This window comes from Arthrobacter hankyongi (assembly GCF_022012395.1).
Lineage (GTDB): Bacteria > Actinomycetota > Actinomycetes > Actinomycetales > Micrococcaceae > Crystallibacter > Crystallibacter hankyongi.
The window spans coordinates 117,403-143,751 of sequence record NZ_JAKLTQ010000003.1; the positions used below are offsets into that span (position 1 = coordinate 117,403).

The window sequence follows — 26,349 nt, forward strand, 5'->3', positions numbered from 1 at the left end:
AGGATGGCAGCCGCGAAGATCCACGGGGCCATCATCACCACCTCCCTGCCGGTGCCGTACCGGCGAAGACCGCGGGCGAGACAGTGATGCCCAGATCCGCGAAGCGGTCGATAAACCGCGGCCTGACACCAGTGGCGACGGGCCGGCCCAGGAACCTGCCATGCTGGTCTACACCGGCGGAATAGTCGAAGACAAACGCATCCTGGAGCGTCACAACGTCTCCTTCCATGCCCTGGACCTCGGTCACATGGGTGACTCTGCGGGTGCCGTCCCGCAGGCGGGTCAGCTGGACGATCACGTCCACGGCGGAGGAGAGCTGCTCGCGGATGGCCCGCAGCGGCAGGTCCATGCCGGCCATCAGCACCAAAGTCTCCAAACGGGCCACCGCATCCCGCGGTGAGTTGGCGTGCACCGTCGAGAGGGAGCCGTCATGGCCGGTGTTCATGGCCTGGAGCATGTCCAGGGATTCTCCGCCGCGGACCTCGCCGACCACAATCCGGTCCGGCCGCATGCGCAGCGAGTTGCGTACCAGTTCGCGAATGGCAATGGCACCCTTGCCCTCGATGTTCGGTGGGCGGCTTTCCAAACGCACCACATGCCGCTGCTGCAGCTGCAGTTCCACGGCGTCCTCGATGGTGACAATCCGGTCCTCTTCGGGAATGAAGGAGGAAAGCACGTTCAGCAGCGTTGTCTTGCCGGTACCGGTACCACCGGAAACGATCACGTTCAGCCGGGCACGGACGCAGGCGCTGAGCAGCTCGGCCATTTCCGGAGTCAAGGACCCGAACTCGATCAGGTTCTGAACGGTCAGCGGGACCTTGCTGAACTTCCGAATGGTCAGCGCCGGGCCATCGACAGCCAGCGGCGGGATGATGGCGTTGACACGTGAGCCATCGGCCAACCGCGCGTCTACCAGCGGGGAGGATTCGTCGATCCTTCGACCGACCCGGGTGACGATGCGCTCGATCACCTTGCGCAGATGTTCCTCGGAACTGAACCTGTAGTCGGTCGACTGCAACCGCCCCTGGCGTTCGATATAGATCCGGTCGTGCCGGTTGACCATGATTTCGGTGACAGCGGGGTCATCCAGCAGGCGCTGCAGCGGCCCGTATCCCAGGACCTCGTCGGCCACCTCGCGGATGAGCCGCCGGCGTTCCTGCGGGCTCAGCGGCACCTGTTCGGCGTCGATGACCGATGAGAGCTCCTCCCGCGCGAGGACACGCAGCTCCCCCTCGCCTATGGAGGAATCGCTGATCCGGCCACCGAGCCGCTCGAAGAGCGCCTGCCCGGCACGCTGCTTGAGCCCTGCCAGTGCGTCTGTCGCCGGGTCGGCAGGCGCGCTGGTCGGCAGCGTTGGTGAATCCGGTTCCGGTGATGCCAGCGTCGACGACGCAGGCCGCGTCATTGCTCCCGGGAGTGCCTCCGGCACAGAATCCTGTACCGGCGCAGCGGTCAGTTCATCGGCTTCGGCCAGCCTGGTTTCACGTGCCCGGATGGCACCGAGTCGGTCTGAGAGTTTCATGAAACGACCACCCTTCGGTGAAGTTGCTTCTGGGCTTCGGCAACCTTGGCCGGATCGAAGCGCTGGACGAGCCTGCGCAGTCCCTTGGTGGCCGAGTCGCGGGTGTTGTCCTGCAGCAGCGGCACGCCGCGGTTGGTGGAGAACGGTACGGTGCGCGAGCGGGGAACGACCACATCTACCGGTACCCCGATAGTGGCCTCGATGTCCTGGACGCTCAGCCCGGACTTGCGGTCCGCGAAGTTCAAGACCACATGGCGGCCATCAGGCATCAGTCCCAGCTCCTGCAGGACACCGAATCCGGTGCGCAGGCCCCGGATACTCGGGACGTCCATGCCGCACACCCACACGCCGTCGGTAGCCTGCTCGAGCGTTGCGAGGCAGTGCTCGCCCAAACCCGGGGCGGTATCTACCACGATGTACTTGAATTCCAAGGCCAGCTGCCGGATGAGCCTGCTGACATGCTCCGGAGTGATGAGGTCCGCATCGCCAGGCAGCCGGGGCGCGCAGAGGGCGTAAATTCCGGAGGAGTGTGCGGTGAGGAAGGTCTTGAGGACCATCGCGTCCCGGGCTGCCGAGCCTTGGACTGCATCGGTGATGGTTCGTTCCGGTTCCAGCAGCAACCCTGAACCGACGTCTCCGAACTGCAGGTCCAGGTCCACAATCACCACACGTTGCGGGGCGACCTTGCCCAGCCCGATGGCCAGGTTGGTGGCCACGGTGGTCTTGCCCACTCCACCCTTCGGAGACATGACAGCGATGACCCGTGCCGGGGCATCCATCGGTTCGCTGGCCATGGACAGCCCACGGCGCCTGCTGGCCGCAGCCAAACAGGCTCGCTCCAGCAGTTGACGCAGCTCGGCGTCGTCGGCAGCCGGCGCCAGGACGTCCCGGACGCCGGCCTGCATCGCTGCCAGCGCCAGTTCGTGGCTGGAATCGGCCACCAGGACCAAGCTGATTTCCGGATGCTTGAGGTCAAGCGTGCGGGCCAATTCCAGCGCCTGGGGCAGGTCCAGTCCCGGTCCCAGAAACAGGACCTCGGGCCCCTGCGAGCTGTCACGAGGGACAATGGCCTCCGTGCCGCCGCGCATGACTTCGGGCGGCAGGACCTGCAGGGTGCCGGCGAGGCTGCCGGACATGGCTTGGCGCAGACGCCCCTCGAAGTCGGGGGCCGCTGTGATCAGGATGAAGCGGCTCATCAGAACACCTCCGCCAGGGTGCTGACCGGAGGATTGCTGTTGGTGGCCGATTCCGGATCCTTGGACAGCCAGATCTTGCCGAATTCCGCTGCGAAGACCAATTTGGAAGCTTCGGCATCAGTGACCGCCAAGGTAACGAAGGCGGAACCGGACGGCATCGGCACGCTCTGCTGCTCTGAGTTCTTCGCACCGGAGTCGCTGGGCGCCTGCTGCACCGAGGTGACCAGGACCTTGCGGAACTTCAGGTCGGTGAATTCCTTGAAGCCGCGCATTTCCGGCTGCAGAGCGTTCGCCGGAACCTCCTTCTCAGTCTCCACCGAGATGAAGACGCCGACGGTGTCTCCCGCGGCCAGCCGTCCGCCGACCAGCCGCTCGGGCTCCAGCAGGAGAGTGATCTCCTGCTTGCCTTCCGGTGCGGCGACCGTCCCCGGTACCGTCACTTCGTTCGGAGAGACCAGCCGGGAGGCCAGCACCTGTTCGCCGGGCTGGAGCTCGACGGAGGTAACCTTGCCCTTCTGGTCGGACAATTTGGACACCGCTCCGGCCGGCACGGCGGCCGAAGGGACGGATTCGAGCTTCACGGCCGAGCCGAGTTTGTCGACCGGCGTGCCGGCAGCGATTCGGTCCTGGACTATCAGTACATCGACGGGTTGCATTCCTGCTGCTGCCCGGCGGTCGGCGTTCTGCACGTAGACCACGAGCAGAACCGTTCCGATAATCGCCAGCAGCGCCGCTGCTATGCCCCCCAGCAGGCGAGTTTTCACGTCAGATTCCCCAATCTGTCTTTTTTATTCGGTCAGGCGGACGATCGTCGCGCCCAGATCCGGTCCGCCGCCGCCGAAATCGCCGTCGGACGTGGATTCATCGATATAGCGTCCAATGAATCCTTGACAGCTGCCGGTACAACTGCCGTTGTTGTAGTTCCGGCCACCGGTGAAACGCCAGCCGTTGATCTCGAACGTTACGTAGCCCGAGACGTGGTATTCGACGTTCCCGCCGGTGCCGCGGCCGTTGTCGTAGATCGGCAGCACGATGTAGACCTGTTTGCCGGCCTGGAGATCCGCCTTCCACTGGGCAATGACCGCGTCGCAGCCGCCCGGAAAAGCGACGCCGGTGTCGCCGCCGGCCCAGTTTCCGATACTCATGTTCAGGGACTTGCACTGGCCGCTCTGCTGGTCCAGCCAGCCGAAGGCCCCCGGAAAGTTCTGGCCGGACGGATTATGGTTGTCGCAGCCCGCGCTGCCATGGAAATCCAGCACCTGCCACGTCCCGTTGATGATCGACTCTTCGAATTCACAGCGTTTGAAGATGATCGGGAACACCGCCGGCCCGCTGCCGATGCCTTCCCAGACCGCGGTGGCGGAGGCCTCGATGTCCACGGAATTCACGCCAAAGATACGTGCGAAGTATGTAGAGAACGTATCCGAACCGCCGGCGTCCCGGGCATTGGTCACCACACGCACCGTTTTGGCAGCCGGAAAGGTGATTGACCGTACCCCGCTGACGTTATCCCGGGCATTGCCGTTACTCAGTGCTTGGGCCGTGCCAAAGGTGTCTCCGCAACTTCCGTTGGCACAGTCCTCGGCGATGGCCAGGGCCGCAGCATCGGCCCCGTTCTGCAACTGCGCCTTTTCCCAATACATGGCACCGACGTCCACGGCGAGAGCCGCGAAGCCCAGTAACACGGTCATCAGCAGGGCGACCAGGATAGCGGAGGAACCGCGCTCGGTGTCCTCGGACTGCTTTAGCCGCCGCATCGCATAGCCCCCTGGCTCTGCAAGTCGAACGGGCCGATGAAACCTGTCAGGGCGGTCAGGCTGTAGCTGACAGTCACCGTCACCTGGCTACCTTCCGTACAGGTGCTGGGCATCGTGATGTTACCGCTGCCCAGCACTGGGTTTAGGCCGGGAGCTGCCGTGATGGCTGCGGCCGTAGCCTGCCCCGAATCCTGGGTCAGGGCCATCACCCGGGCGCCCTCTCGAGCCGCTTGGGCGAGTGAGATTTCGGTGAAAAACGCCCGGCCGAACTCCGCGATGCCGATCACAACCAGGAGGAGGATGGGCAGCACGAGTGCGAACTCGACCGCCGCAGCGCCGTGCTCCCGCCGAAGAGCTTTCATTGTTCCCCCAAGGAATTGAAGACGCGAGTGGCGGTCCCAGCAGATGGAACCGCCACTCGGCTGCCTATCGGTGTGCTTCGGGTCGAGGACTAGCCGCCCAGAGTGTCGAGCACGTCACCAAAAAGGACATCCAGCTGGCCGCCGATGAGGAAGACGGTTCCCATGACCAGAACGGCGATGCCGGCGACCATGATGCCGTACTCGACCGCGGTGGCGCCCTTCTCCTCGCCCTTCAGGCGGTCGGTGGCGGTGGCGAAGAAGGACTGGACGGTGGCGTAGAAAGCGAGCATTTGTATACCCCTAACAAATGTGTGAGTGAAAGAGAGACCTCCCGGACCGTGTGTCCGGGACCCCAACTTGGTCCCTGTGGACCTCGTTGAGATCAAACTATTCACTGGCCGCCGGCCGCTCAATACTTCCGACTACTCGATTGCTACTCAGGGATTACCGGTTGTTCTACGGGTCGTACCACTGAGTACTACTGGTTAAGCGCTAAATGGACACGGTGGATACGTGCCGAAGCCACGGAACGACACGTGGAGGCTGCCTCGGACCCGCGTAAATCCGAGGAATAGCCTCGTGGCTGGGTACCACCAGTAGTACTTATGAGTAAGGCAGCGCCGGAGCCAGCAGCGAGGCCAGGATCATGGCCGGCCCAAAGGGGATTTCCGAGTTGCGGGTGGCACGGCGGGCCAGCAAAAGTGTGACGCCCGCCACTGCGCTGAGCAGGAATGCGGCCATGAGCACGAACAGCCAGCTGCTGAAACCGAGGTAGCCGGCGTAGAGGCCGACGACGGCGGCCAGTTTGACGTCGCCCATGCCGATCCCACCGGGCCTGATCAGCGCCAGCGCCAGGTAGACGGCGAACAGTCCGGCCCCGCCCAGGATCCCGCCGAGCAGCCGGTCCCAGTCACCCGTGATCAGGCACGCGGCGGCCAGCAGCAGCAGGGCACCGAGCAGGAACGGTGCCACCAGCCGGTTGGGCAGCAGCTTGTGCCGGGCGTCGATGGCGGCCAGCAGCACGCCCAGGACCGCGAGCAGCAGGAACGCCGGTATGGCCCAGCTCGGACCGGCAACCCAGGCCAGCAGGCCGCCGGCGGCACCGGTGAGCGCCGCCGTCGTGATCCGCCAGCCGGGCGGCAGGGCGGTGCGCTCCTCGCGCTGGGCGAGCGGAAAGACGTACCAGCCGGCGATCAGGCCGGCCAGCGTGCAGGAGGCGAACAGGGGGATGAACATGCCGGCCGGATCCGCCTGCTACCCGGCCAGCGGGGCGAGGTCGGCCCGCAGCGGCCAGTCCTGGCCCTCGAGGATCACCTGCGCGGACGCGCCGGTGGCGGTGTTGACCACGACCGGTGCCATCAGGTTGACCGTGGTACCGGCCTGGCCGGGGTTGGCCACCACCAGCACCATGGCTTCCTCGGGCCCGCGCAGGCCCAGCACGGCCACGTCCTCGTCCGAGATCACCGGCTGGTAGTGCGGCAGGTAGACCGAGGCGTCCAGCACGAACAGCCGCCGGCCCGCGTCCGCGGCGGCTTCCAAGGCGAACAGGCCTGCCGCGCCGTCCAGCGGCCGCAGCACGAAGTCCACCAGCGGAGCCAGACCCGGGGGAGGAGCCACGAAGGTCAGCGCGACGCTCACCGCAGGAAGTCCATCAGAGTCGGCTGCAGCACCCGGGCGGTGACGGCCAGGGCGGACTGGTAGGAGACCTCCTGCAGCTTCAGATCCAGGATGACCTTGGAAAGGTCCACGTCCTCCACGCCCGAGCGCTGGGCTTCGAGCGCAATTTTCTGGTCCAGATTGGCCTCCTCGGCTTGCTGCAGCAGCGCGTGCCGGACGCCGACGCCGGCGTGCGCACTGATGATGGCATCCAGCCGCTGGTCGATGGCGGCGAGGTTGGTACCGACATTGGCGGCGGGATCGCGCAGGTCGGCGGCGATCTTGTCCAGCAGGGCAAAGACCGAATCACCGTCCGCAGCCGTACCGAACACCTCGGCCCCGTCCGCGTCCACCCGGACGGTGGAGTTCGGGCCGATCCGGCGGTCCACCGCCGTCCCGTTGCCGTTGAACGTGCCGTCTGGCTGGAAGGCAGCACCGGCGTCGGAGGTGCCGGCGAACACGGTCCGGCCCAGGTAGGTGGTGTTCGCCTGGGCGGCCAGATCCTTCTTCAGCCCTTCGATTTCGACGGCGATCGCCTCCTTGGCCGTGGCGTTGAGGCTGCCGTTGGCCCCGCGCGCGGCCAGATCGCGCACCCGCTGCATCAGGTCGGTGGCGGTAGCCAGTGCGCCGTCCAAGGTGGTGAGCCAGCCGGTGCCGTTGTCGATATTGCGCCCGTACTGGTCGGCGGCGCGCTGCTCGGCGCGGATGCGCAGCGCATCGGCGGCTGCCGCCGGATCGTCGGAAGGTTTGGTGATCGCCTTCTGCGTGGAAGCCTGGTCCTGCAGCTTGGCCAGTTTGGCCATGCCGGACTGCAGGTTCCGCTGCGCCGACTGGGCCAGGGTCTGGTTGGTGACGCGGGAAATCATGGACTACCTTCCTACCAGGCCGGTGCGGTTGATCAGGGTGTCCAGCATTTCGTCCACCGCGGTCATCACCCGGGCGGCGCCCTGGTAGGCGTGCTGGAAGCTGAGCAGGTTCACGTTCTCCTCATCCAGGTCCACCGAGGCGCTGGCCAGCTGCTGGTTTGCCGCGGAGGTGTTCGCCAGGTCGGCCAGGTTCGCGCTCTGCTGGGCAGCCTTGGCTGCCACACCGAATTCGGTCACGACGGCGGTCCAGACGGTATTGGGCGAAGTGGGCCCGGTGCCGAGCTGGGAAATCCGGTCCGCAATCGAGCCGTCCAGCCCGCCGGTGCCGGTGGCAATGTCGCCGACACCCTGCGGCACCACCGCCAGCGTTTGCGCTGCGCGGCCGGGGACATAGCTGAAGAAGTTTCCGCCGGGCGCTCCGGTAGGTGTCACCCCGGTGCTGTGGACGGCGTTGACCTGGGCAGCGAAATCCTCGGCGAAGGCGTTGAACCGGGCGGCTGCCTCGGCGATGGCACCGCCGGTCTTGGAAGCATTGGCCGGGGCGAGCACGGACAGCGCCCCGGCGAGCTCGCCGCCGTCGAGCGCGATCGGACTGCCCGGCCGGTGCGCCCATTCCAGCTGCAGGGTGCCGCCATCCAGCTGGGTGGCGCCGGTGAGCTTGACCGGGCGGAACGAATCGCCGGAAACCAGGGCATTGCCGCCGATCAGCACGTCCACGGTGCCGTCCGTGTTCTGCCGCACCGTCCCGCCGGCCAGCGAAGCGATGTCCGCGGTGAGGGTGCTGCGCTTGTCCAGCAGTTCGTTGACGGAGCCGCCCGCCGCCAGGGTGGTCCGGATCCGGGCATTGAGGTCGGCGACCTGCGCCGCGGCACTGTTCAGTTCGGCCGCCATGGTGTCCGCCTTGCCGCGCACTTCGGTCCACTGGGCTTCGATTTCGCCGTAGCCGTGCGCCAGTTGCTGGGTGAAGACGGTGGTCTGTTCCAGCAGCACCCCGGCCGGAGCCGGCTCCCCGGGCTGGTTGGCGATGTCCTGCCAGCCCGCCCAGAACTGCTGCAGCCGCGCGGAGATGCCGTTGTCACCCGGCTCCCGTAGGACGTCCTCCAGTGCAGACAGCGTGTCCGAGCGTACCGAGGCATAGCCAGCGGCGGCCGCAGCGGAGCGGACCCGGGCGTCCAGGTGCAGGTCCCCGAGCCGGGCGATCGCGTCCACCGAGACGCCCTGGCCGGCGCGCACCCCGCCGGCGAACAAGCCGGTCTGCGCCACGGGGCCGACAGACGAGGTGCTGGCCCGCTGCCGGGTGTAGCCCTCGGTGTTGACGTTGGCGATGTTCTGCCCCACCACGTTCAGGCCCTGCCGGGCGGCCACCAGGCCGGTGTAGGCGGTATTCAGTCCGCTGAAGGTGCTCACTGGAAAGTCCTCACAACCCTTATAACGTCGTGTCGAAGAGCCGGGCGGCGGCGGGCGAGAGGCCTGCGACGCCGTGGGCATCGTACGTGCCGGCTTCCGGGGCCAGATTGGCCATGGTCTCCTGCGTGGAGCGGGCCGCCGAGCGCAGGAACTGCTCGTTGGTGTCCCGCAGGTCCTTGATCTGGGTGGCCAGTTCGGTCAGGGCCCGCAGATGCCCGGTGAAAATTTCCCCCCACGGTCCCGCCGGAGCTTTTTCGACGACGTCGCGCAGGGTGGCGTTTTCCGCCGAGCCCCATTCGGCGGCCAGTGCCGCCACTTCCACCGTCCGGGCCAGCCCGGCGTCCCGGACCCGTTCAAGTACCTGCTCCACTTCGCGGGTAGCGTGCTGGAGCCAGCGCGATTTGCCCGCGGTGAGCAGCAGCTGCTCCTCTTCGAGCTTGAAAACCAGCAGTTCCAGCAGCTCGCGCTCGCGCCAGAGCATTGCCGAAAGGTCGTGTGCGCCCATAATCTCCACCTCCCCGGATTATCTGGGCGGGCCGCGATTCCCCAAGCGCGGACCCTCTTCTATTGCCGCCATATGAAATCGAGATAACGACATGGCTACGGAGCTCTCTATCGGCATGGTTTTGCATAGCGTTAGCACCCTCTGGTGATAGGTTTCATCCGTAGGTTTCTGTGACTGCCGGGCAGCTGTCCGGCAGCCATATTTTTGCGGAAGAGCCATACGTTCCGTGCGCGATGCTCATAGGGGGGCAAGCAGTTGGACCGTGCTGTGCGTAATGACCTGGTGGTGGAAAATTTGCCGCTTGTCGGCTACCTGGTGGCGGAAGTGTGCGCGAAGGCCACACATCTGTCCCGGGACGACCTGGCTTCTGCCGGATCGGTGGCGCTGATCACCGCGGCGGACGCCTTTGATCCTTCGCTCGGGGTTCCGTTCGGTGCCTTCGCCCGCCGGCGCATCGTTGGGGCTTTCGCGGACGAGATGCGCGCCATCGACTGGGCTCCGCGTTCGGTGCGCAAGCGGATCAAGGAGACCTTGGCCGTGCGCGAAACCCTCACCGCCGCACTTGGCAGGTATCCGACCGTGGACGAGATCGCCTCGGCGCTCGGCGTGGACCGCGAGACGGCCGGGGCCGCGCTGGCGGATGCCTCGCGGACCGTCTCCGCGCTGGATGATATGACCGCCGATTTCCTGATGGACGAGACACCCTCCCCGGAAGGGTCACTGCTGGACGAGGAGCGGCTGGTCTTCCTGCGCTCGGCGGTGGAGATCCTGCCGGAGAAGATGCGCTACATCATCGAGCAGATCTATTTCGAAGACCGTTCGGTCAAGGACCTGGCCGAAGAGCTCGGCGCCACGCACTCGGCCATCTCGCAGCAGCGCTCCGAGGCGATCCGGCTGCTGCGCGACGGCTTGGCCACGCACTACCACGACGACGCCGAGGCGGAGCACGTGCCCGAATCCCGGATTTCCCCGGCGCGCCGGAACAGCTACCTGTCGACCCTGGGCCAGCGCACTGCCGGCGGCATCACCCGCATCGGCCGCCAGTCCGAACCGATGGTGTCCTGACCGCTCAGTTCGCCACCAAGAAATTTCCCGAATTCCTCCTAACGCCCCTGCGACCTGCGCCGATAGCGCTAGGTGAAGGCCCACGGACGGGCCGGAAGCACCAACCCACTCACGGAGGAATACATCATGGGTATGCAGATCAACACCAACATCTCGGCGAACAACGCCTACCGCAGCCTGAGCAGCATCCAGAACAACCTGTCCAAGTCGATGGAGAAGCTCTCCAGCGGCCTGCGCATCAACCGTGCGGCCGACGACGCCGCCGGCCTGTCCATTGCCGAGGGTCTGCGTTCGCAGGTCAACGGCAACGGGGTTGCCGCCCGCAACGCCCAGGACGGCATCTCGGTTATCCAGACCGCGGAAGGCGCCCTGACCGAGGTCCACTCCATCCTGCAGCGCATGCGTGACCTGGCTGTTCAGGCAGCGAATGATGCGAACAACGCTGACTCCCGCACCGCAATCAAGAACGAAGGCGACCAGCTCGGCGCGGAGCTCTCCCGCATCATCGAGTCCACCAACTTCAACGGCATCAACCTGTTCCAGGGCGGTGCTACCGCCGGTCCTGCCACGCTGAACTTCCAGGTTGGTGCCGAGGGCGACGCCGCTTCCACCATTTCGGTGGGCATGGCGGATCTGGCCACCGACCTGACCGACGTCATCACCCACACGGGCGGCACCGTCGGGACGGCCGCGGCCGGCTTCATCGTGACCGACAAGACCACCGCGCAGGCCACCATCGAGGATATCGATACTGCGATCAAGAACGTGTCCGTGTCCCGTTCGGAGCTGGGCGCGAACCAGAACCGTCTCGAGTCCACCATCAACTCGCTGAACATCGCCAAGGAAAACCTGACCGCCGCCGAGTCCCGCATCCGCGATACGGACATGGCTGCGGAGATGGTCAACTACACCCGCTCCAACATCCTGTCCCAGGCCGGCACCGCGATGCTGGCGCAGGCCAACCAGTCCGGCCAGGGTGTGCTGCAGCTGCTGCGCTAATCCCTGACACACTGATGAAGTAACCGCCGGTGGCGGCCGGGAAGGACGCCCTTCCCTGCTGCCGCCGGCGCTCTGCATTGGTCGCTCATCCCGGCTGACAAGGAACTGAGGAAGGAAAGATTGTGGGAATCTCGCTCGATGGGCTCGCCAGCGGCCTGGACACCACCTCGCTGATCAACTCGCTGATGCAGGTGGAGGCGATCCCGCAGTCCATCCTGAAGAACAAGGTCACCTCCTCCAACAGCTTCGTCTCCGCACTGCAGGGTCTCAATGCCAAGATTGCCTCCCTGGCCGAACTGGCCAAAGCGGCGGCGAAACCTGCAGCGCTCAATATTCTTAGTGCCTCCAGCAGTTCCGACGACGTGACTGCGACCGCGGGCAGTGCCGCAGCGGCCGGCGAAGTCAGCTTCGAAGTGAGCAAGCTGGCGCAGAAGCACATCGGCGTTTCCGGAGCCGTGGCCGCCTGGCCTGACGCTCCGCCGTTCTTCAACATCGTGGGCGCCGACAACACCATTACGCCGGTCACGGCAGCGTCCGGTTCCATGGATGACATCGTCGCGGCGATCAACGGTGCCAATGTGGGTATCAACGCAGTCAAGATCGCCGCCGGGACAGGCGCCGGCGGCGAGCAGCTCTACCGGATCCAGTTCACTGCCTCTGCCACCGGCGCGGCGGGCAAATTCGACATCAAGGATGCCGGCGGCACCAGCATCTTCAGCCGGGCCGGCGCCGCCGTCATCCAGCAGGGCCAGGACGCCGAGGTCAAGCTCTGGGCGGGAACCGCCGCCGAACAGTCGGTCACCTCCGCCACCAACACCTTCACCAACCTGGTCCCCGGCGTCGACGTCACGGTCAAGGCGACGTCGGCAACGCCGGTGACCGTGTCCGTGACCCGCGACGACGCGGCTGTCACTGCCAAAGCGAAGGAACTCGTTACCTCGCTGAACGATGTATTTGCCTACATCAAGACCCGCAGCTCCGTCAGTTCGGGCACCAGCTCGACCGGTGCGGCGACCACCACTGCCGGGATCTTTACCGGTGACAGCACCGTCCGGGACGCCGGCCAGCGGATCATGCTGGCTGTTTCGACGCCGGTCGATGACAAGTCGCCGATGGAAATCGGGATTGAGATCACCAAGGTCGGCGATCTTAAGTTCGATGAGAAGAAGTTCGCCGAGGCGCTGGCCAAGGATCCGGCCCTGGTCGACGCCACGCTGCAGACCATTTCATCCCGGGTGGCCGATGCGGCCAAGGTGGCCTCGGATAAGTACGACGGCACGCTGACGGCGGTGATCAAGGGGCAGGAGTCGCTGGTCCGGAACCTGAACGACCAGATCACCGGTTGGGACGACCGCCTCGCAACACGCCGCAGCACGCTGCAGCGGATCTACTCCCAGCTGGAGGTCCAGTTGAGTAACATGCAGTCCCAGCAGAGCTGGCTGACCTCGCAGCTGGCCGGATTGACCACAGGAAGCTCCACCTCATGAACATGATGGGCAATGCACAGGCCAAGCTCAACCAGTACCAGCGGGATGCGATCCTCTCCGCCTCGCCGGCGCGGCTGCTGACCATGCTCTACGACCGGCTGATGCTGGATCTGGCCCGCGCCGAGGAGGCGCAGGAGGCGCAGCAGTGGTCGGTGGCCTCGGACAACCTGCTGCATGCGCAGGCGATCGTCACCGAGCTGACCATCACCCTGGACACCACGGCCTGGGACGGCGCCGACGGCCTGCTGGCACTGTACAACTACGTATCCCAGACCCTGATCAGCGCCAATATCCACCGGAATGTGGAGCGCACCCGCGAGTGCATCAGGCTGCTGGAACCGCTTCGCCAGGCCTGGCACGAGGCCGCCGGGGATGTTCCGGCTTTAGCCGCCCAGCAAGCCTTCGCCCAGCCGGTGGGGGAGCTGGGCATTGCCTGAGGACGCAGCGACGCCGGCCGGGGCGCACGGCGGCCAGGAGGCCACCGGCCAACCGGACGGCGGCGCACGCTGGGAAGCGGTGCTCGACGAGTTGGAGGCGGAACTGACGGTGGCCGCGGCGCCGCAGGCGGGCGACGCCGGCCGGCAGGCCGTTGCCGCGTGGACCGCGCCGCGGGACCTCGGGCCGATCCCGCCCGGCCTGGTGCGCCGGGCCACCCGGCTGGCCGCGGCCCAGCAGGAAGCCATCACCGCGCTGCGCGCGCAGGTCCGGGCGAACCGGAAGCAGTCCAGCTACCTCGAAGCAGTGCCCCAGGCGGCCGGCCGGGACATCTCCGTCTACCTTGATGTGAACGGGTAAGCCACGCCCTTCGCAGTTCCTCACGAAAAACTTCGTGTTTCCTAACATGGCACCCCCGGCTGCCGATAGGGCGGAGTGAGCATGGATCGCTCACACCTCAGGCCACGGATCGGCCGCCGCACCGCGAGTGAAGTTGGTTTTGCCGTGTTCGATTCCGTGAGCTCCGTGGCGCTGGAAAGCGCCCTGGATGGCCTGGCCCTGCGCCAGCGTGCCATCGCGAACAACATCGCCAATGTGAACACCCCGGGCTACCATGCCAAGCGGGTGGCCTTCGAGGACGCGCTCTCCCGCTCCATCCAGCTGGGCGACGGACACGCCGACGCCACCACGGCCCGGTCCCTGGAGCCCACCCGGACCGACGGCAACAACGTGAACCTGGACACCGAAACCCTCTCCAACGTTGAAACAGTGCTGCGCTACCAGTTCGCGGCCCGGGCCGTGGAAGGCCAGTTCACCAGCGTCCGCACGGCGATGAGGACCAGCTGATGACTTTCGACGCGATCGGCATCGCCGGTACCGGCCTGACCCTGCACCGCAAGTGGCTGGACGCCGTCTCGGACAACCTCGCCAACGCCAACAACGCCTCGAGCACCAACGGTCCGGCCTTCCAGGCCCGCTACGTGCTGGCACAGGAGGGGCAGGGCAACAGCGGCGCGTACGTCGCCGGCGCGGCCTGGGGCGACGCCGCGGGCCGGATGGTCTACGAACCTGACCACCCGCTGGCCGACGCCGAGGGCTATGTGCGCTATCCGGACATCGACCTTGCCGAGCAGATGGGCCAGCTCATCCTGGCCCAGCGCGGCTACCAGGCCAATGCCGCCGTCGTCGACCGAGCCAAGGCCACTTACGAGGCCGCCCTGCAGATTGGACGTTCCTGATGCCCGTACCCGCCGTTTCCGGCCTTGCTTCCGCCATCGCCCCGGTCCAGGGTGTGGCCGGCACCGGCTACCTGCCCGCAGCCAGCGAAACCACTGCCACGGAGGGCGCCGGCTTCGCCACCGCCCTGGCCGGTGCCGTGGACAATGTCCAGCAGCTGCAGTCCACCTCCAAGCAGCTTTCGCTCCAGGCCGTCACCGGGAACCTGGAGGACATCCACACCGCCACGCTGGCCTCCACCCGTGCGCAGGTGACCCTGGAACTGGTCGCGGCGGTGCGCAACAAGGGCGTTGACGCCTTCAACGAGATCATGAGGATGCAGGCCTGATGCAGACCAAGGTCGCCGCCTGGTTCGGCCGCCTGGGTGAGGTGGTCCGCGGGTTCAGCATCGCCCAGCGCACGATCGCGCTGATCGGGATCGCCGCCGTCGTGCTCGGCACGGTGGCGCTGGTGTCCTGGCTGTCCAAACCCGCCTACAGCCCGCTCTTTTCCGGCCTGCAGGCCGCGGACGCGAACAGCATCGTCGAGCAGCTGCGCGCCGACGGCGTGCCGTACGAGCTGGCCGACGGCGGCGGCACCGTGATGGTGCCGCAGGACAAGGTCTATGACGAGCGGCTCAAGGCTGCCGCCAATGGCCTGCCCACCTCGAAGACCCAGGGCTATTCGCTGCTCGATGACATGGGCGTGACCTCCTCCGAGTTCCAGCAGTCGGTGACCTTCAAACGGGCACTCGAGGGCGAACTGGCGGCCACCATCTCCGCGATGGACGGCGTGCAGACCGCCTCGGTCCAGCTGGCCATCCCGAAGGAAACGGTCTTCGCCAAGCAGAAGGCGGACCCCACGGCGTCGGTGTTCATCCAGACAGACAATGGGGTGACGTTGTCCTCGGACCAGGTCCAGGCCATCGTGCACCTGACCTCGGCGTCGATCGAGGGGATGGATGCCAAGAACGTCTCGGTGGTCGATGCCAGCGGCAAGGTGCTGTCCGCGGCGGGGGTGGGCGTCACCGGCTCCACCGACCAACAGGCCTCGGACTACGAGGAGAAGGTCCGCAATTCCGTGCAGGCCATGCTGGACCGGGTCGTCGGGCCGGGCAACGCCAGCGTGGTGGTCGCCGCGGACATGAGCAGCGAGTCCGCGCAGCGGGTGGAGGAATCCTTTACCACCCCGGACAACGCCCCGGCGCTAAACGAATCGACCACCACTGAAAAGTACACCGGCACTGGCGCCGGCTCCTCGGGTGTGCTGGGCCCGGACAATATTGCCGTCCCGGACGGCGCCAACGGCAACGGCACCTTCGATTCCGAGTCCAGCACCCGGAACAACGCGGTCAACAAGGTCACCGAGAACCGGACGATCCCGGCCGGGGTGCTCAACCGGCAGACCGTCTCCGTGGCCGTGGACCAGGCGGCGGCCGCCGGCGTGAGCATGGCCAACCTCTCCACGCTCGTCTCCACCGCGGCCGGGATCGATACGAAGCGCGGGGACCAGGTCACCGTGGAAGTCATGCCGTTCAACGCAGCCGGCGCGCAGGCCGCGGCCCAGGCCCTCGCCGACGCGCAGGCCCAGGAAGCGGCCCAGCGCCAGTTCGAGCTGATCCGCACCCTGATCATCGTCGGCGGCATCGCGCTGCTGGCCATCATCGGGCTGCTGGCCTATGCCCGCTGGTCCCGCCGGCAGAACCGCGAGCCGGTGGACCTGGAGGAACTGCAGCAGGTCACGCCCGAGCTCGAGGCGCCGCTGACCGTGGACATCAAGGAACCGGCACCGGAGCCCGTCCCGGTGGCGGCCGCCCCGGTGCGCCGCCAGGTGGCCCCGGCCCCGGTGACGACGGCGATCCCGCTGCCCGCGGCACCGCCGGAACTGGACCCGCATGCGGCCGCCGTCGAGCGCAAGCGTGCGGAGATCGACGCGCTGGCCGGCAGCGATCCCGAGCGTACGGCGGAGTTCCTGCGCAGCCTCATGGATGAACGGACGCCGGCATGAGCGATGTGCTAGGTGGGGTGACCGGGACCCAGAAGGTGGCCATCGTGCTGATGCAGATGGACCCGGAGCGGGCAGCCCAGGTGATGAAGCAGTTCAGTGAGGCCGAGGCGGAGCGGATCATCGCCGAGATCGTGGCCCTGGACCGGATCGAACCGGAGCTGGCAGAAAAGGCGCTGGCGGAGTTCCACGACATGACAGTCAAGGGCCGGCCGCGTCCACGCGGCGGCCGCACCTTCGCATCCGGCCTGCTCGCGGCCTCCTTCGGGGCGGAAAAGGCCGCCGGGGTGCTGGACCGGCTGGCGTCGACGCTGGCGGGAAAGCCGTTCGAGTTCCTCGAGGATGCCGAATCCGGGCAGGTCGTCACCCTGCTCACCGGCGAACTGCCGCAGACCATTGCCCTGGTGCTGGCGCATCTGCGCCCGGACCAGGCCTCCGCCGTGCTGGCCGGATTCCACGACGAACTGCGCGCCGAGGTGGCCCGCTGCATCGCGACGATGGGCACCGCCACGCCGGAGGCGGTCAGCATCGTCGCCGATACGATGCGGGCCCGCGCCGGCGCGCTGGTGGCGCCCAAGCAGGCCGTGGAGGTGGTCGGCGGCATCCAGCCGCTGGTGGACATCATCAACCGCGCCGATATCGCCACCGAACGTGCGGTGCTGGAGGGGCTGGCACTGCGGGATCCGCATTTGGCGGACGAGGTCCGCTCCCGGATGCTCACCTTTGCCGACATCATCAAGCTTGAGCCGCGGGACATCCAGCAGGTGCTGCGCGGCATCGACACCGCCGTGCTGGCCGTGGCGATGAAGGGCGCGGACGAACAGGTGACCGAACTGATCCGCCGGAACGTCTCCGAGCGCAACCGGGAGATCCTCGACGACGAGATCCGCGATGCCGGCCCGGTCCGCCTGTCCCAGGTGGAAGAGGCGCGCGCGGACATTGTGCGGGCCATCCGCAGCCTCGAGGCGGACGGCCTGATCACCGTCCAGCGGGCGGACGAGGACGAGTATGTCTACTGAGGCAGTGTTCTCGCCGATGAGTTTCCCGCCGCTGCGCGATGGCCGGCACGAGCAGGCGGAGGAGCGGGCCCGGGCCCGCGGCCACGCCGCCGGCTATGCCGCCGGTCTGCGCGCGGCCGCCGCCGAGATCACGGCACAGAAGGCCCGGCTGCAGGCCGAGCACGAGGCCGTGGTGCAGCACGGGAAGGCGCGCGTGGAGCGGACGGTGCAGGCCCTGAACACCGCCGTCCAGACCCTGCAGCAGCGCACCGCGCCGGTGCTGGCGGATGCGCAGGACACGCTGGCCGCGGCCGCGCTGGAACTGGCCGAGGCGGTGCTGGGCTGCGAACTGGCCGACGGCGAGCGCGGTGCCCGGGCCGCGCTGGCCCGGGCGCTGGCCGGGGTGGATGCCGCCACCGTGCAGACGGTGCGGATGAATCCGGTGGACCTGACCGTGCTCGATCCCGAGGTACGCCGGCAGGCCGGGGTGCAGTTCGTCCCCGATTCCAGCCTGGCGCGCGGGGACGCGGTCACCGAGTTCGCGGACGGCTTCCTGGACGCGAAGATCGGCAGTGCCTTGGCCCGGGCCCGGGCCGCGCTGCAGGGAGCCGGAGCATGACGACGACAGCGGCGGCGCGGCCGGGGTTCCCGGCCGGTTGGCGTCCGCGGGCAGACCGCTTCGCCGCCGCCTGTGCCGCGGCCCGGCCCGAACGGGTCGGCGTCGTGTCCTCGGTGCTGGGCCTCGCCGTCGAAATCACCGGCCTGGACTGCGCCATCGGCGAGCTCGTGCGGATCGGCGGCCAGCCGGGCATCGAGGCCGAGGTGGTGGCCGCGGACCGGACCGGCGTGCGCTGCATGCCGCTCGGTGCGCTGCGCGGCATCAGCCCCGGCGCCCCGGCCCGGGCAAAGGGTACGCCGATGCTGGTCCCGACCGGCGCCGGGCTGTTCGGGCGGGTACTGGACGGGCTCGGCCGGCCGATCGACGGCAAGGGGCCGCTGCACCCGGACGCCTGGGTGCCGCTGGACAGCGATTCGCCCTCGGCCATGCACCGGGCACGCATCGACACGCCGCTGCAGCTGGGGGTGCGCGTGATGGACACGCTGACCACGGTGGGCAAGGGCCAGCGGATGGGGCTGTTCGCGGGCTCCGGCGTCGGCAAATCCTCGCTGCTGTCGATGATCGCCCGCGGCACCAACGCCCAGATCTCCGTGATCGCGCTGGTGGGCGAGCGCGGCCGCGAAGTGCGCGAATTCCTCGAGGACGACCTTGGGCCCGAGGGCCTGGCCCGCTCCATCGTGGTGGTCTCCACCTCGGACGAACCGGCCCTGATGCGGCTGCGCGCGGCATTCACCGCCACCCGGATCGCCGAGTCCTTCCGCGAGCAGGGGGCGGACGTGATGCTGATGATGGACTCGCTGACCCGCGTGGCCATGGCGCAGCGCGAAATCGGGCTGTCCGTCGGCGAGCCGCCGGCCACCCGGGGCTACCCGCCGTCCACCTTCTCCGTGCTGGCCCGGCTGCTCGAGCGCGCCGGCACCGCCGAGACCGGATCGGTGACCGGGATGTACACCGTGCTGGTGGACGGGGACGACCACAACGAGCCGGTCGCCGACGCCGCGCGCTCGATCCTGGACGGACACGTGGTGCTGGACCGCAAGCTGGCCGTCGCTGGGCATTTCCCGTCCATCGACGCCCTGGCCTCGATTTCCCGGGTGGCCTCCAAGGTCAACCCGGCCGAGCGCACCCGGCTGGCGGCCGGCCTGCGCAAGGTCCTGGCCGCGCGCAAGGCGGCGCAGGACCTGCTCGACGTCGGCGCCTACCAGCGCGGGTCCAACCGCCTGGTGGACGCCGCGGTGGACCACGAGGACGAGATCAACCTGTTCCTGCAGCAGCGCATGGACGACCAGACCCTGGCCGATGCGGCCTGGGAGCACCTGCGCCGGCTGGCGGCAACCCTTGGAGGTATCTGATGGCCCGTTCCTTCCCGTTGGCCGGCCTGCTCAGGCTGCGCCACCTGCAGCAGGACCAGGCGGCCAGCCAGCTCGCCGCTGCCAACGCGCGGCTGCGCGACAGCGGCAAAAGCCTGGTCCAGGCACGCACCCTGCTGGGTGAATCCACCGCCGAGGTCTCGGATCCGGCCACCCTGCAGGCGGTGTCCGCGGCCCGCGCCTCCTCGCGCAGCATGCTGGCCGAACTGCAGGCGGCCGAGACGCTGTGCCGGACCGAGGCGGAGGAGGCGCAGCTGGCCTTCCAGCAGGCGCGCGCCCAGGCCATCGGGCTGGAGAAGCTGCAGGGCCAGCATGCCCTGTCGATGGCGGCCGAGGAACTGCGCGGCGAGCAGGTGGTCCTGGACGAGATCGCCTCCGGGACCTGGCACCGCGGGGAGGCCGGCCGGTGAGCCTGACCGAGATGCTCGGCCGAGTCCAGCAGATCCAGTCCACGCTGAACCAGCTCGAGGGCAACACCCTGATCTCCGGGACGGCCGGCACCGCCGGGTCTGCGGCGTCGTCCCAAGGCTCCACGGCCTCGGCGGCGGCCTTCGCCCAGGCGCTCGCCGCTGCCGGCGGCACCGCGGGTGCGGCCGGCAGCGCGCCGTCGTCGTCCGTGGCCGCGGGGACGGATGCTGCCGGGACGGGCACGAACGCCGATGCGCTGATCGCGGCGGCCAAAAACTACATCGGGCTACCCTATGTCTGGGGCGGTACGGACCCGGCGGTGGGGCTGGACTGCTCCAGCTTCGTCCAGCTGGCGTTCCGGGACATCGGCATCGAGCTGCCGCGGGTGACCTGGGACCAGATGAAGGAAGGCACCCAGGTCAATTCGCTGGCCGAGGCGCGGCCCGGGGACCTGATTTTCAGCCACGACGGCGGCCACGTGTCCATCTACCTGGGCAATGGCAAGGCGATCGACGCGCCGCAGCCGGGGGCTACGATCCAGATCCGCGACGCTTGGGAGAATGACGGCAACATCACCACCATCCGCCGGGTGCTGCCCGCCGACGGCGGCAATTCCGGCACCGCGGGTACCTCCGGCGCGGCGGTGGCGCTGGCCGGGAGCCAGGGTGCCGCCTCCGGTTTCGCTGACGCGGGGCTGTCCGACCTGGTGGCCGCCGCACAGGCAGCCCTGGTGACGGGGGGAGCGGCATGAGCATCCCGGCAGCAGGATTTTCCGCCCCGGCGGCTCCGGCGGCAGCCCGCGCCACCGGTGGCCGGCCGGCGGCCGGCCAGTTCGGCGCGGCGATGCAGGACGCGCTGGGCAGCCTCGCGGCGGACGCCGCACCTGCCGACACGCCGGACCGCGCCGGTGCCGGCGCCCTAGGCCAGGGTGCGCCGGCTGCGCCGGCTGCCGGGACCGACGGCCTTCCCGCAGCGGCGGGCTGGTTGGCCGGTTTTGCCCTCGCCGTGCCCGTGACCGGTGTGCCGTCCGGCGGCAGCCCCGCGATGGCTGCGGCCGCCGACAGCCCGGACACCGCCGCGACAGGCGGCCCGGGCGGCGGTGCAGGGTTGTCCGGCGCGGCAGCCGCTGCAGGCGACCTGCCACAAGCCGCCGCGGCGGGCCTTTCCGTACCGGCCGGCGCCGCCGGCGGACCGCAGCCAGCGGCTGCTGCCGTGCTGCCGGCCGCTGCAGAATTGGGCGCTGCAGGGACCCCGGCTGCCGGAATTTCCGGGGGAGCGGCCAGCCTGGCCAACGCTGCGGCCATCCCGGCGTCCCCGGCAGCCGTGGCCGCTGTGGACCCCCTGGCCGGAACCGGCGTGGCCGGGCAGGTTGACGCCGCTGCCGCTGCGTCTGCCAGCGGCGATGCTGCCGTGGCCGGGCCGGCTGCCGCTGCACCGCCGGCAACTGCCGCACCGCAGGCAACCGGCTTGGCGGGTGCGGTGCCGGCCGGCTCCCGGTCCGAGGCGTCCGGCAGCCGGCCGGTGCCCGATACCGGAACCGGCGTCGTCGAATCCGGTACCGCGGTCTTTGGCACCGTGACCGGCGCCGCCGACTCAGCCGCGGCTGCCGCGGCCGGCCGCGCCGCCCCGGCGCCCGCGGCAGATTCCGTTGCCCCCGCCGCTGCCGGTCAGAAAGCCCCGGACCAGGCCCCCGCCGTCGTACCCCTGCCGGCCGCGCCGGCGGCAGCTGCGGCCGGTGGGGCCGCGGCTCCGGCCCCAGCGGCCCACCCCAACGCCGCTCTCCCGTTCGGCGCCCAGATTGCCCGGCCGCTGTTTTCGCTGGCCAACGCCGCCTTGGGCGAGCATGTGCTGACCATCAACGTCGCCCCCGACAACCTGGGACCGGTCACGGTCCGCGCCCACGTCTCCGGCGAGCACATCCGGGTGGAGCTGTTCGCGCCCAGCGACGCCGGCCGCGAGGCGCTGCGCGGCATCCTGCCGGAGCTGCGCCGCGACCTGGCCGGGCAGGGCATGAACACCAGCCTGGACCTGTCCTCGCAGAACCGGCCGGGGGACCAGCGCGGCGGCGTCGCGCCGGACGGCGGACAGCCGGGCTCCGGGAACGGCTCCGGGTCCGCCGGACAGCGGCCCGACGGACGCCTGGCCGCCTCCGGCCCCGGCACCGCCACTGTCCCGGCGGCAGCCCCGGTCCCGGCCCGGCCCGTATCAAGCACTTCCATCATCGACGTATTGGCCTAGCGAAGAGGAGACCAGCTGTGCCCGTTGAAGGCGTAGTCAGCACCACACCCGCGGCGGTGTCCACCGGCGTGTATGCCGGCGCGGCAGCGCGCACGCCGAAGCAGGCCATGGACAGCGAGGTGTTTATGTCCCTGCTGGTCACCCAGCTGCGCAACCAGGACCCGAGCTCACCGATGGACACGAACCAGATGATCTCGCAGACCACGCAGCTGGCCATGATGGAGCAGATGACGGACCTGACCAAGACCAACCAGGAGAACTTCTCGCTGCAGATGCGTTCGGCGGCCGCGGCCCTGCTCGGACAGACCGCCAGCTATGCGGACACACAAGGCAAAGCCGTCACCGGCGTCATCAGCGCCGTCTCCTATGCCGGAGCAGTGCCGACGGTGACCATCGGCGGCGTCGAGGTTCCCCTGGACGCGCTGTCCGGGGTGAGCGCTGCGGCCACCTCCTGATTTTCCCAGCACGAGCAAACCACCCGAACTACCTGAAAGGCGCCACCCATGCTGCGTTCGCTGTACTCCGGGATCTCCGGCCTGCGGTCCCACCAGACCATGCTGGACGTGACCGGCAACAACATCGCCAACGTCAACACCACCGGTTTCAAGGCCTCGGCCACCCAGTTCCAGGACACCCTGTCACAGATGACCAAGGGCGCCGGCGGGGCCCAGGCCGAGGCCGGCGGCACCAACCCGGCGCAGATCGGCCTGGGCGTGCAGGTCGCCGGGATCTCGACCAACTTTGCGCAGGGGTCGGCCCAGGCCACCGGCCGCGGCACGGACATGATGATTTCCGGTGACGGCTTCTTCGTGACCAGCAAGGGCGGCGAGCAGCTGTACACCCGCGCCGGTGCCTTCGAGCTCGACGCCAACGGCAACCTGGTCAGCCCGGACGGCGCCATCCTGCAGGGCTGGATGGCAGTCAACGGGCAGGTGCCGGTCGGCGGTGCCGTGCAGAACATCAGCCTCTCGTCGAAGGCCGTCTCGCCGGCCAGCGCCACCAACGCGGCGACGGTCGACGGCAACCTGCCGGCAGACGCCGCAGTGGGAACCCAGCTGGTCCGGGACGTCGAGGTCTACGACGGACTGGGCCAGACCCGGACCCTGTCGCTGACCTTTGCAATGACCGGCGCCGGCTGGACCGTCAGCGGCGATGACGGCACCGGGGCCACCGCGGCCCAGGCGATGACCTTCGCCGGCGGGAACCTGACCGGACCGGCGACGCTGGCGGTCAACGGCGTGAACGTCGACCTGCAGGCCATCACCGGCTTTGCCGGCATGACCACCGTGGCCTTCGCGGACCAGAACGGCCGGGCCGCCGGCACGCTTGAGTCCTTCACGATGTCTCCGGACGGCACGCTGATCGGCTCCTTCAGCAACGGTGACTCCGACGTCGTCGGCCGCGTGGCGCTGGCCAACTTCACCAACCCGGGAGGCCTGGAGAAGGCCGGCTCGTCCTCCTACCGCGGCACCGCCAACTCCGGTGCCGCCACCGTGGGCACGGCCGGCACCGCCGGCATGGGTTCGCTGAGCGGCGGCTACCTGGAGATGTCCAACGTGGACCTGTCGCAGGAGTTCACCAACCTGATCGTGGCCCAGCGCGGCTTCCAGGCCAACGCGCGGATCATCACCACCTCCGACGAGGTGCTGCAGGAACTGACCAACCTGAAGCGGTAATTTGGCGGAAAACATAGCTGTCTCTTAGCTGCTTCCATGAGACAGCCCCGAACCGACCAAAAATCGGATCGGGGCTGTCTCCTCCCGGAGCGCGACATGCAACGCATCGACCTGCTCCTGGCCCTGATGGCGCAGGACTGGAAACGCACCGGACCCGACCAACGCTTCTTCCAGTACACGGCCACCTTGGCCGACGGCCTCGGGGCCGGCAAGGATCTTTTCATGGTCGAGGATGACGCCGTGATCGAGGCCCTGCTGGCCCGGCGCGGAGGCACTCGGTGCCCTGGACGTGGCCCGGCGACTGTACGCCTACCGGCGGGACGGAGACCTGCTGTTTCCCGAACGGCAGTTCACCGCACCCGGGAACACCTTGGTCCCGTACCTTCATGCCGTCCTGGCCGCCCTGCCGGCCGGTGCCCACCCGGGCTCGATAGCCGGGTTCTTCCTCACCGTGCAGCCGGACCCGGTCCTGAACGGACGGGCCGTGACCGTGAAGGAGTGGCTCGAAGCCGGCGGTCCGTCAGAGTTTGTGATCGAGATGGCTCAGGACCTGACCGCCGGTTATTGAAGCGGCCTGACCATCAGTCCGTTAGCAGGTATGCAGGGCGGCCTGCGCCGCAGATGCCGCGCAAAATAAGGGGAGCAACCGCAGAAAGGGCCGGGCTATCGCCTGAACTGGTCCCCAAAAGCTGGACTGCCTATTGTGTCTCCGCTTTAGTGGACAGCGGCTGGCTCTACTCTGATGGCTCCGCCCCAAATGGGACGGAGCCTTTTCTGAGAAGTGCCCAGCGCTAGCCACTAAAGTGGGGATCTCACAGCTGGGAGCGTCCAAACTTTCAGGGACCAGTTCATAGCCGGCCCTTCTTGTGTCACCGACACCGCTGCGCGATGCCGTGAACTGCCGGATCAGCCCGGGACATTCCGGGGATCATTGCCGTAGCTGTCCTTGGCGCGATCTTCCCGTTCTGGTACTTGATGACGTGCTCCACCTTGTCGGCCTGGGCAGCGTCCCGACCTGCAGCTTCTGCCTCATCCTTGGGGCCGTAGTCAGCGCCGAAAGCACGGCCAGTGCCCGCATTATCCAACGGAGACTGCCTGTACCGCGTGAACACTACGGCCAAAAGGGAGTTGATACTGGTGAGGCCAACCCCACCCCGGTCGGGAATCGAGTACTACAGTGGTTGCATGGCTGCCAGCCGCAATCCGCTCGACGAGCTGCGCGAAACCATCGGCCATCTGGCCGATCAGCTCAAGCTGCACAGTTCGGAGCGCGTCGACGATCTGTTCGGCGATCTCATCGGTGCGAGGCCCGGGCCGGCCCGGCCGCTGTCCGAGGTGCAGGCCGAGCTCGACGCGCTGGTCGGACTGGAGACCGTGAAGGAACAGGTGCGGGCCCTCGTCGCACTGCTCCAGGTCCAGGCCCGCCGTAAGGCGCACGGCCTGCCGGAGGTGGCCACATCACAGCATCTGGTGTTCCTCGGAAACCCGGGCACGGGCAAGACCACCGTGGCGCGGCTGCTGGCCGAGATGTACCGCGCGGTCGGTCTGCTGCAGAAAGGCCACCTGGTCGAGGTCGACCGTTCGGGCCTGGTGGGGCAGTACGTCGGCGCGACCGCCATCAAGACGGACCGGGTGATCCGGCGTGCGCTGGACGGCGTCCTGTTCATCGACGAGGCCTACGCGCTGGCCCCGGAGGACGGCCGGATGGACTTCGGCCCCGAGGCGATCGAGGTCCTGCTCAAGCGGATGGAGGACCACCGCCACCGCCTGGTCGTGATCGTGGCCGGGTACCCGCGGCTGATGGAGTCCTTCCTGCTCTCGAACCCCGGACTGCGCTCCCGATTTGCCCGCGAGATCACGTTCCCCGACTACTCCGTCGACGAACTCCAAACGATCTTCCACCAGATGCTGGCCCAGCACGAGTACACGCTGGAGCCGGGTGCGGACCAGATGCTGCGCCGCATCCTCACCGGGCTCCACGCGGGCGAGGACTCCGGCAACGCACGGTTCGCCCGCACGCTGTTCGAGCAGGCGCTCAACCGCCAGGCGCTGCGGCTGTCGCTCGACGAGGAACAAAGTCTCGACGCGCTCGATCGTGAGGCCGTCATGACGCTCACCGCGGACGACATCGTCGAGGCCGCGCTGGCCTTGGGCGAGGAGCCGGAGCCGGAACCGACGCCGGAACCGGAGCAGTCACGCTGGTGGCGCAGGCTGGGCTGACCGGATCTGCGGCGGCTGTCAGGCGAATGCTGGGTTCGCTGCGGCTGGTCTGCAAGGCCCGGCGGAAGAAGCGCTACAACTCTTACCAGGGCGAGCAGGGCATCGTTGCCCCGAACCTGCTGAACCGGCAGTTTGATGCCGGCGCCCCGAATGAAAAGTGGGTGACTGACATGACCGAATTCAGCGTCGCCGACAGGCCCGCGGGTTCCGGGTTGGTCCGGTGCCGGGTGTCTACGCCGGGCGGGCGAAGGATCGGCTGAACCTCTGGCCTGACAGGACGAGGTTCTGCCCCGCACTGACGGCTGACGCCTCATCCCACCACGGGGCAATGACCGCCGCCAGCC

General features: G+C 68.2%; 32 protein-coding genes. 20 read left to right on the plus strand and 12 right to left on the minus strand.

What is annotated here, in order from left to right; all coding sequences use genetic code 11:
- Positions 1-34: 34 nt before the first annotated feature.
- From LVY72_RS06735 to LVY72_RS06785, 11 genes are all read right to left on the minus strand, one after another.
- Positions 35-1,522 carry a TadA family conjugal transfer-associated ATPase gene (locus LVY72_RS06735; protein WP_237818996.1) on the minus strand — a complete coding sequence of 496 codons (1,488 nt, stop codon included), beginning with the start codon at positions 1,520-1,522 and terminating at the stop codon, positions 35-37.
- Complete coding sequence (locus LVY72_RS06740) at positions 1,519-2,718, minus strand: CpaE/TadZ family protein (protein WP_237818998.1); 1,200 nt, start codon at positions 2,716-2,718, stop codon at positions 1,519-1,521. The genes LVY72_RS06735 and LVY72_RS06740 overlap by 4 nt, the downstream gene beginning before the upstream one ends.
- The gene (gene cpaB, locus LVY72_RS06745; RefSeq protein ID WP_237819000.1) at positions 2,718-3,482 is read right to left on the minus strand and encodes a Flp pilus assembly protein CpaB; all 765 of its coding nucleotides are present in this window, start codon (positions 3,480-3,482) and stop codon (positions 2,718-2,720) included. The genes LVY72_RS06740 and cpaB overlap by 1 nt, the downstream gene beginning before the upstream one ends.
- Before the next feature lie 24 nt (positions 3,483-3,506).
- Positions 3,507-4,475: a pilus assembly protein TadG-related protein gene (locus tag LVY72_RS06750; protein ID WP_237819002.1), complete on the minus strand. Its 969-nt coding sequence runs from the start codon at positions 4,473-4,475 to the stop codon at positions 3,507-3,509.
- Complete coding sequence (locus LVY72_RS06755) at positions 4,463-4,837, minus strand: TadE/TadG family type IV pilus assembly protein (RefSeq protein ID WP_237819004.1); 375 nt, start codon at positions 4,835-4,837, stop codon at positions 4,463-4,465. Before LVY72_RS06755 ends, LVY72_RS06750 begins: the two co-directional genes overlap by 13 nt.
- Before the next feature lie 89 nt (positions 4,838-4,926).
- On the minus strand, positions 4,927-5,127 hold the full coding sequence (locus LVY72_RS06760) for a Flp family type IVb pilin (RefSeq protein WP_237819006.1): 201 nt from the start codon (positions 5,125-5,127) through the stop codon (positions 4,927-4,929).
- A 313-nt stretch (positions 5,128-5,440) separates the two neighbouring features.
- The gene (locus LVY72_RS06765; RefSeq protein WP_237819008.1) at positions 5,441-6,073 is read right to left on the minus strand and encodes a prepilin peptidase; all 633 of its coding nucleotides are present in this window, start codon (positions 6,071-6,073) and stop codon (positions 5,441-5,443) included.
- Between the two features lie 18 nt (positions 6,074-6,091).
- The gene (gene fliW / locus LVY72_RS06770; protein ID WP_237819010.1) at positions 6,092-6,475 is read right to left on the minus strand and encodes a flagellar assembly protein FliW; all 384 of its coding nucleotides are present in this window, start codon (positions 6,473-6,475) and stop codon (positions 6,092-6,094) included.
- Positions 6,472-7,359: a flagellar hook-associated protein FlgL gene (gene flgL, locus LVY72_RS06775; RefSeq protein WP_237819012.1), complete on the minus strand. Its 888-nt coding sequence runs from the start codon at positions 7,357-7,359 to the stop codon at positions 6,472-6,474. Before flgL ends, fliW begins: the two co-directional genes overlap by 4 nt.
- Positions 7,360-7,362: 3 nt before the next feature.
- On the minus strand, positions 7,363-8,766 hold the full coding sequence (gene flgK, locus LVY72_RS06780) for a flagellar hook-associated protein FlgK (RefSeq protein WP_237819014.1): 1,404 nt from the start codon (positions 8,764-8,766) through the stop codon (positions 7,363-7,365).
- 19 nt (positions 8,767-8,785) lie between these two features.
- Positions 8,786-9,271, minus strand: coding sequence for a flagellar protein FlgN (locus tag LVY72_RS06785; RefSeq protein WP_237819016.1), 486 nt, complete (start codon positions 9,269-9,271; stop codon positions 8,786-8,788).
- A gap of 255 nt (positions 9,272-9,526) precedes the next feature.
- On the opposite strand from LVY72_RS06785, the gene LVY72_RS06790 reads away from it, so the two are divergent.
- The 18 genes from LVY72_RS06790 to LVY72_RS06875 all read left to right on the plus strand — a co-directional run bounded on the left by LVY72_RS06790 (position 9,527) and on the right by LVY72_RS06875 (position 24,353).
- Complete coding sequence (locus LVY72_RS06790) at positions 9,527-10,336, plus strand: sigma-70 family RNA polymerase sigma factor (protein ID WP_237819018.1); 810 nt, start codon at positions 9,527-9,529, stop codon at positions 10,334-10,336.
- A gap of 126 nt (positions 10,337-10,462) precedes the next feature.
- A complete protein-coding gene (locus LVY72_RS06795; RefSeq protein WP_237819020.1) occupies positions 10,463-11,335 on the plus strand; it encodes a flagellin N-terminal helical domain-containing protein in 873 nt (290 codons plus the stop codon).
- A 122-nt stretch (positions 11,336-11,457) separates the two neighbouring features.
- Complete coding sequence (fliD, locus tag LVY72_RS06800) at positions 11,458-12,822, plus strand: flagellar filament capping protein FliD (protein ID WP_237819022.1); 1,365 nt, start codon at positions 11,458-11,460, stop codon at positions 12,820-12,822.
- Complete coding sequence (gene fliS / locus LVY72_RS06805; protein WP_237819024.1) at positions 12,819-13,259, plus strand: flagellar export chaperone FliS; 441 nt, start codon at positions 12,819-12,821, stop codon at positions 13,257-13,259. Before fliD ends, fliS begins: the two co-directional genes overlap by 4 nt.
- The gene (locus LVY72_RS06810; protein ID WP_237819026.1) at positions 13,252-13,617 is read left to right on the plus strand and encodes a hypothetical protein; all 366 of its coding nucleotides are present in this window, start codon (positions 13,252-13,254) and stop codon (positions 13,615-13,617) included. Before fliS ends, LVY72_RS06810 begins: the two co-directional genes overlap by 8 nt.
- A 144-nt stretch (positions 13,618-13,761) precedes the next feature.
- Complete coding sequence (locus LVY72_RS06815; protein WP_237819357.1) at positions 13,762-14,103, plus strand: flagellar basal body rod protein FlgB; 342 nt, start codon at positions 13,762-13,764, stop codon at positions 14,101-14,103.
- Positions 14,103-14,495, plus strand: coding sequence for a flagellar basal body rod protein FlgC (locus tag LVY72_RS06820; RefSeq protein WP_237819028.1), 393 nt, complete (start codon positions 14,103-14,105; stop codon positions 14,493-14,495). Before LVY72_RS06815 ends, LVY72_RS06820 begins: the two co-directional genes overlap by 1 nt.
- Positions 14,495-14,821, plus strand: coding sequence for a flagellar hook-basal body complex protein FliE (gene fliE, locus LVY72_RS06825; RefSeq protein ID WP_237819030.1), 327 nt, complete (start codon positions 14,495-14,497; stop codon positions 14,819-14,821). The genes LVY72_RS06820 and fliE overlap by 1 nt, the downstream gene beginning before the upstream one ends.
- Entirely contained in the window at positions 14,821-16,479 is a 1,659-nt protein-coding gene (fliF, locus tag LVY72_RS06830) for a flagellar basal-body MS-ring/collar protein FliF (RefSeq protein WP_237819031.1), read from the plus strand. The genes fliE and fliF overlap by 1 nt, the downstream gene beginning before the upstream one ends.
- On the plus strand, positions 16,476-17,495 hold the full coding sequence (gene fliG, locus LVY72_RS06835) for a flagellar motor switch protein FliG (RefSeq protein ID WP_237819033.1): 1,020 nt from the start codon (positions 16,476-16,478) through the stop codon (positions 17,493-17,495). The genes fliF and fliG overlap by 4 nt, the downstream gene beginning before the upstream one ends.
- Positions 17,485-18,093: a FliH/SctL family protein gene (locus LVY72_RS06840; protein WP_237819036.1), complete on the plus strand. Its 609-nt coding sequence runs from the start codon at positions 17,485-17,487 to the stop codon at positions 18,091-18,093. Before fliG ends, LVY72_RS06840 begins: the two co-directional genes overlap by 11 nt.
- A complete protein-coding gene (locus LVY72_RS06845) occupies positions 18,090-19,445 on the plus strand; it encodes a FliI/YscN family ATPase (protein ID WP_237819037.1) in 1,356 nt (451 codons plus the stop codon). Before LVY72_RS06840 ends, LVY72_RS06845 begins: the two co-directional genes overlap by 4 nt.
- Entirely contained in the window at positions 19,445-19,873 is a 429-nt protein-coding gene (locus tag LVY72_RS06850; protein WP_237819039.1) for a flagellar FliJ family protein, read from the plus strand. The genes LVY72_RS06845 and LVY72_RS06850 overlap by 1 nt, the downstream gene beginning before the upstream one ends.
- On the plus strand, positions 19,870-20,622 hold the full coding sequence (locus LVY72_RS06855) for a C40 family peptidase (protein WP_237819041.1): 753 nt from the start codon (positions 19,870-19,872) through the stop codon (positions 20,620-20,622). Before LVY72_RS06850 ends, LVY72_RS06855 begins: the two co-directional genes overlap by 4 nt.
- Positions 20,619-22,109 (plus strand): flagellar hook-length control protein FliK, encoded by a 1,491-nt coding sequence (locus LVY72_RS06860; protein WP_237819043.1) that lies wholly within the window; start codon positions 20,619-20,621, stop codon positions 22,107-22,109. Before LVY72_RS06855 ends, LVY72_RS06860 begins: the two co-directional genes overlap by 4 nt.
- 17 nt (positions 22,110-22,126) lie before the next feature.
- Positions 22,127-22,564 (plus strand): flagellar hook assembly protein FlgD, encoded by a 438-nt coding sequence (locus LVY72_RS06865; RefSeq protein ID WP_237819045.1) that lies wholly within the window; start codon positions 22,127-22,129, stop codon positions 22,562-22,564.
- A 48-nt stretch (positions 22,565-22,612) separates the two neighbouring features.
- A complete protein-coding gene (locus tag LVY72_RS06870; protein WP_237819047.1) occupies positions 22,613-23,785 on the plus strand; it encodes a flagellar hook protein FlgE in 1,173 nt (390 codons plus the stop codon).
- A 289-nt stretch (positions 23,786-24,074) separates the two neighbouring features.
- Positions 24,075-24,353: a hypothetical protein gene (locus LVY72_RS06875; RefSeq protein ID WP_237819049.1), complete on the plus strand. Its 279-nt coding sequence runs from the start codon at positions 24,075-24,077 to the stop codon at positions 24,351-24,353.
- A gap of 301 nt (positions 24,354-24,654) precedes the next feature.
- Here the strand turns inward: LVY72_RS06875 and LVY72_RS06880 are convergent, their stop codons facing one another.
- The gene (locus tag LVY72_RS06880) at positions 24,655-24,897 is read right to left on the minus strand and encodes a DUF2188 domain-containing protein (RefSeq protein ID WP_237819360.1); all 243 of its coding nucleotides are present in this window, start codon (positions 24,895-24,897) and stop codon (positions 24,655-24,657) included.
- A gap of 73 nt (positions 24,898-24,970) precedes the next feature.
- On the opposite strand from LVY72_RS06880, the gene LVY72_RS06885 reads away from it, so the two are divergent.
- Positions 24,971-26,005, plus strand: a complete 1,035-nt coding sequence (locus LVY72_RS06885) for an AAA family ATPase (protein ID WP_237819051.1) — start codon at positions 24,971-24,973, stop codon at positions 26,003-26,005.
- Between the two features lie 26 nt (positions 26,006-26,031).
- Complete coding sequence (locus LVY72_RS24855) at positions 26,032-26,265, plus strand: hypothetical protein (protein WP_372463678.1); 234 nt, start codon at positions 26,032-26,034, stop codon at positions 26,263-26,265.
- The last annotated feature ends 84 nt before the right edge of the window (positions 26,266-26,349 follow it).

Bases quoted from the DNA above. Each gene is read 5' to 3' on its own strand.
- LVY72_RS06860 (WP_237819043.1), top strand. From the start codon at position 20,619: ATGAGCATCCCGGCAGCAGGATTTTCCGCCCCGGCGGCTCCGGCGGCA.
- fliE (WP_237819030.1), top strand. From the start codon at position 14,495: ATGCCCGTACCCGCCGTTTCCGGCCTTGCTTCCGCCATCGCCCCGGTC.
- LVY72_RS06795 (WP_237819020.1), top strand. From the start codon at position 10,463: ATGGGTATGCAGATCAACACCAACATCTCGGCGAACAACGCCTACCGC.
- LVY72_RS06760 (WP_237819006.1), bottom strand. From the start codon at position 5,127: ATGCTCGCTTTCTACGCCACCGTCCAGTCCTTCTTCGCCACCGCCACC.
- LVY72_RS06740 (WP_237818998.1), bottom strand. From the start codon at position 2,718: ATGAGCCGCTTCATCCTGATCACAGCGGCCCCCGACTTCGAGGGGCGT.
- fliF (WP_237819031.1), top strand. From the start codon at position 14,821: ATGCAGACCAAGGTCGCCGCCTGGTTCGGCCGCCTGGGTGAGGTGGTC.
- LVY72_RS06885 (WP_237819051.1), top strand. From the start codon at position 24,971: ATGGCTGCCAGCCGCAATCCGCTCGACGAGCTGCGCGAAACCATCGGC.
- LVY72_RS06755 (WP_237819004.1), bottom strand. From the start codon at position 4,837: ATGAAAGCTCTTCGGCGGGAGCACGGCGCTGCGGCGGTCGAGTTCGCA.
- LVY72_RS06735 (WP_237818996.1), bottom strand. From the start codon at position 1,522: ATGAAACTCTCAGACCGACTCGGTGCCATCCGGGCACGTGAAACCAGG.
- LVY72_RS06820 (WP_237819028.1), top strand. From the start codon at position 14,103: ATGACTTTCGACGCGATCGGCATCGCCGGTACCGGCCTGACCCTGCAC.
- LVY72_RS06765 (WP_237819008.1), bottom strand. From the start codon at position 6,073: ATGTTCATCCCCCTGTTCGCCTCCTGCACGCTGGCCGGCCTGATCGCC.
- LVY72_RS06845 (WP_237819037.1), top strand. From the start codon at position 18,090: ATGACGACGACAGCGGCGGCGCGGCCGGGGTTCCCGGCCGGTTGGCGT.
- LVY72_RS06870 (WP_237819047.1), top strand. From the start codon at position 22,613: ATGCTGCGTTCGCTGTACTCCGGGATCTCCGGCCTGCGGTCCCACCAG.
- LVY72_RS06840 (WP_237819036.1), top strand. From the start codon at position 17,485: ATGTCTACTGAGGCAGTGTTCTCGCCGATGAGTTTCCCGCCGCTGCGC.
- fliS (WP_237819024.1), top strand. From the start codon at position 12,819: ATGAACATGATGGGCAATGCACAGGCCAAGCTCAACCAGTACCAGCGG.
- fliG (WP_237819033.1), top strand. From the start codon at position 16,476: ATGAGCGATGTGCTAGGTGGGGTGACCGGGACCCAGAAGGTGGCCATC.
- LVY72_RS06750 (WP_237819002.1), bottom strand. From the start codon at position 4,475: ATGCGGCGGCTAAAGCAGTCCGAGGACACCGAGCGCGGTTCCTCCGCT.
- LVY72_RS24855 (WP_372463678.1), top strand. From the start codon at position 26,032: ATGCTGGGTTCGCTGCGGCTGGTCTGCAAGGCCCGGCGGAAGAAGCGC.
- flgL (WP_237819012.1), bottom strand. From the start codon at position 7,359: ATGATTTCCCGCGTCACCAACCAGACCCTGGCCCAGTCGGCGCAGCGG.
- LVY72_RS06850 (WP_237819039.1), top strand. From the start codon at position 19,445: ATGGCCCGTTCCTTCCCGTTGGCCGGCCTGCTCAGGCTGCGCCACCTG.
- LVY72_RS06785 (WP_237819016.1), bottom strand. From the start codon at position 9,271: ATGGGCGCACACGACCTTTCGGCAATGCTCTGGCGCGAGCGCGAGCTG.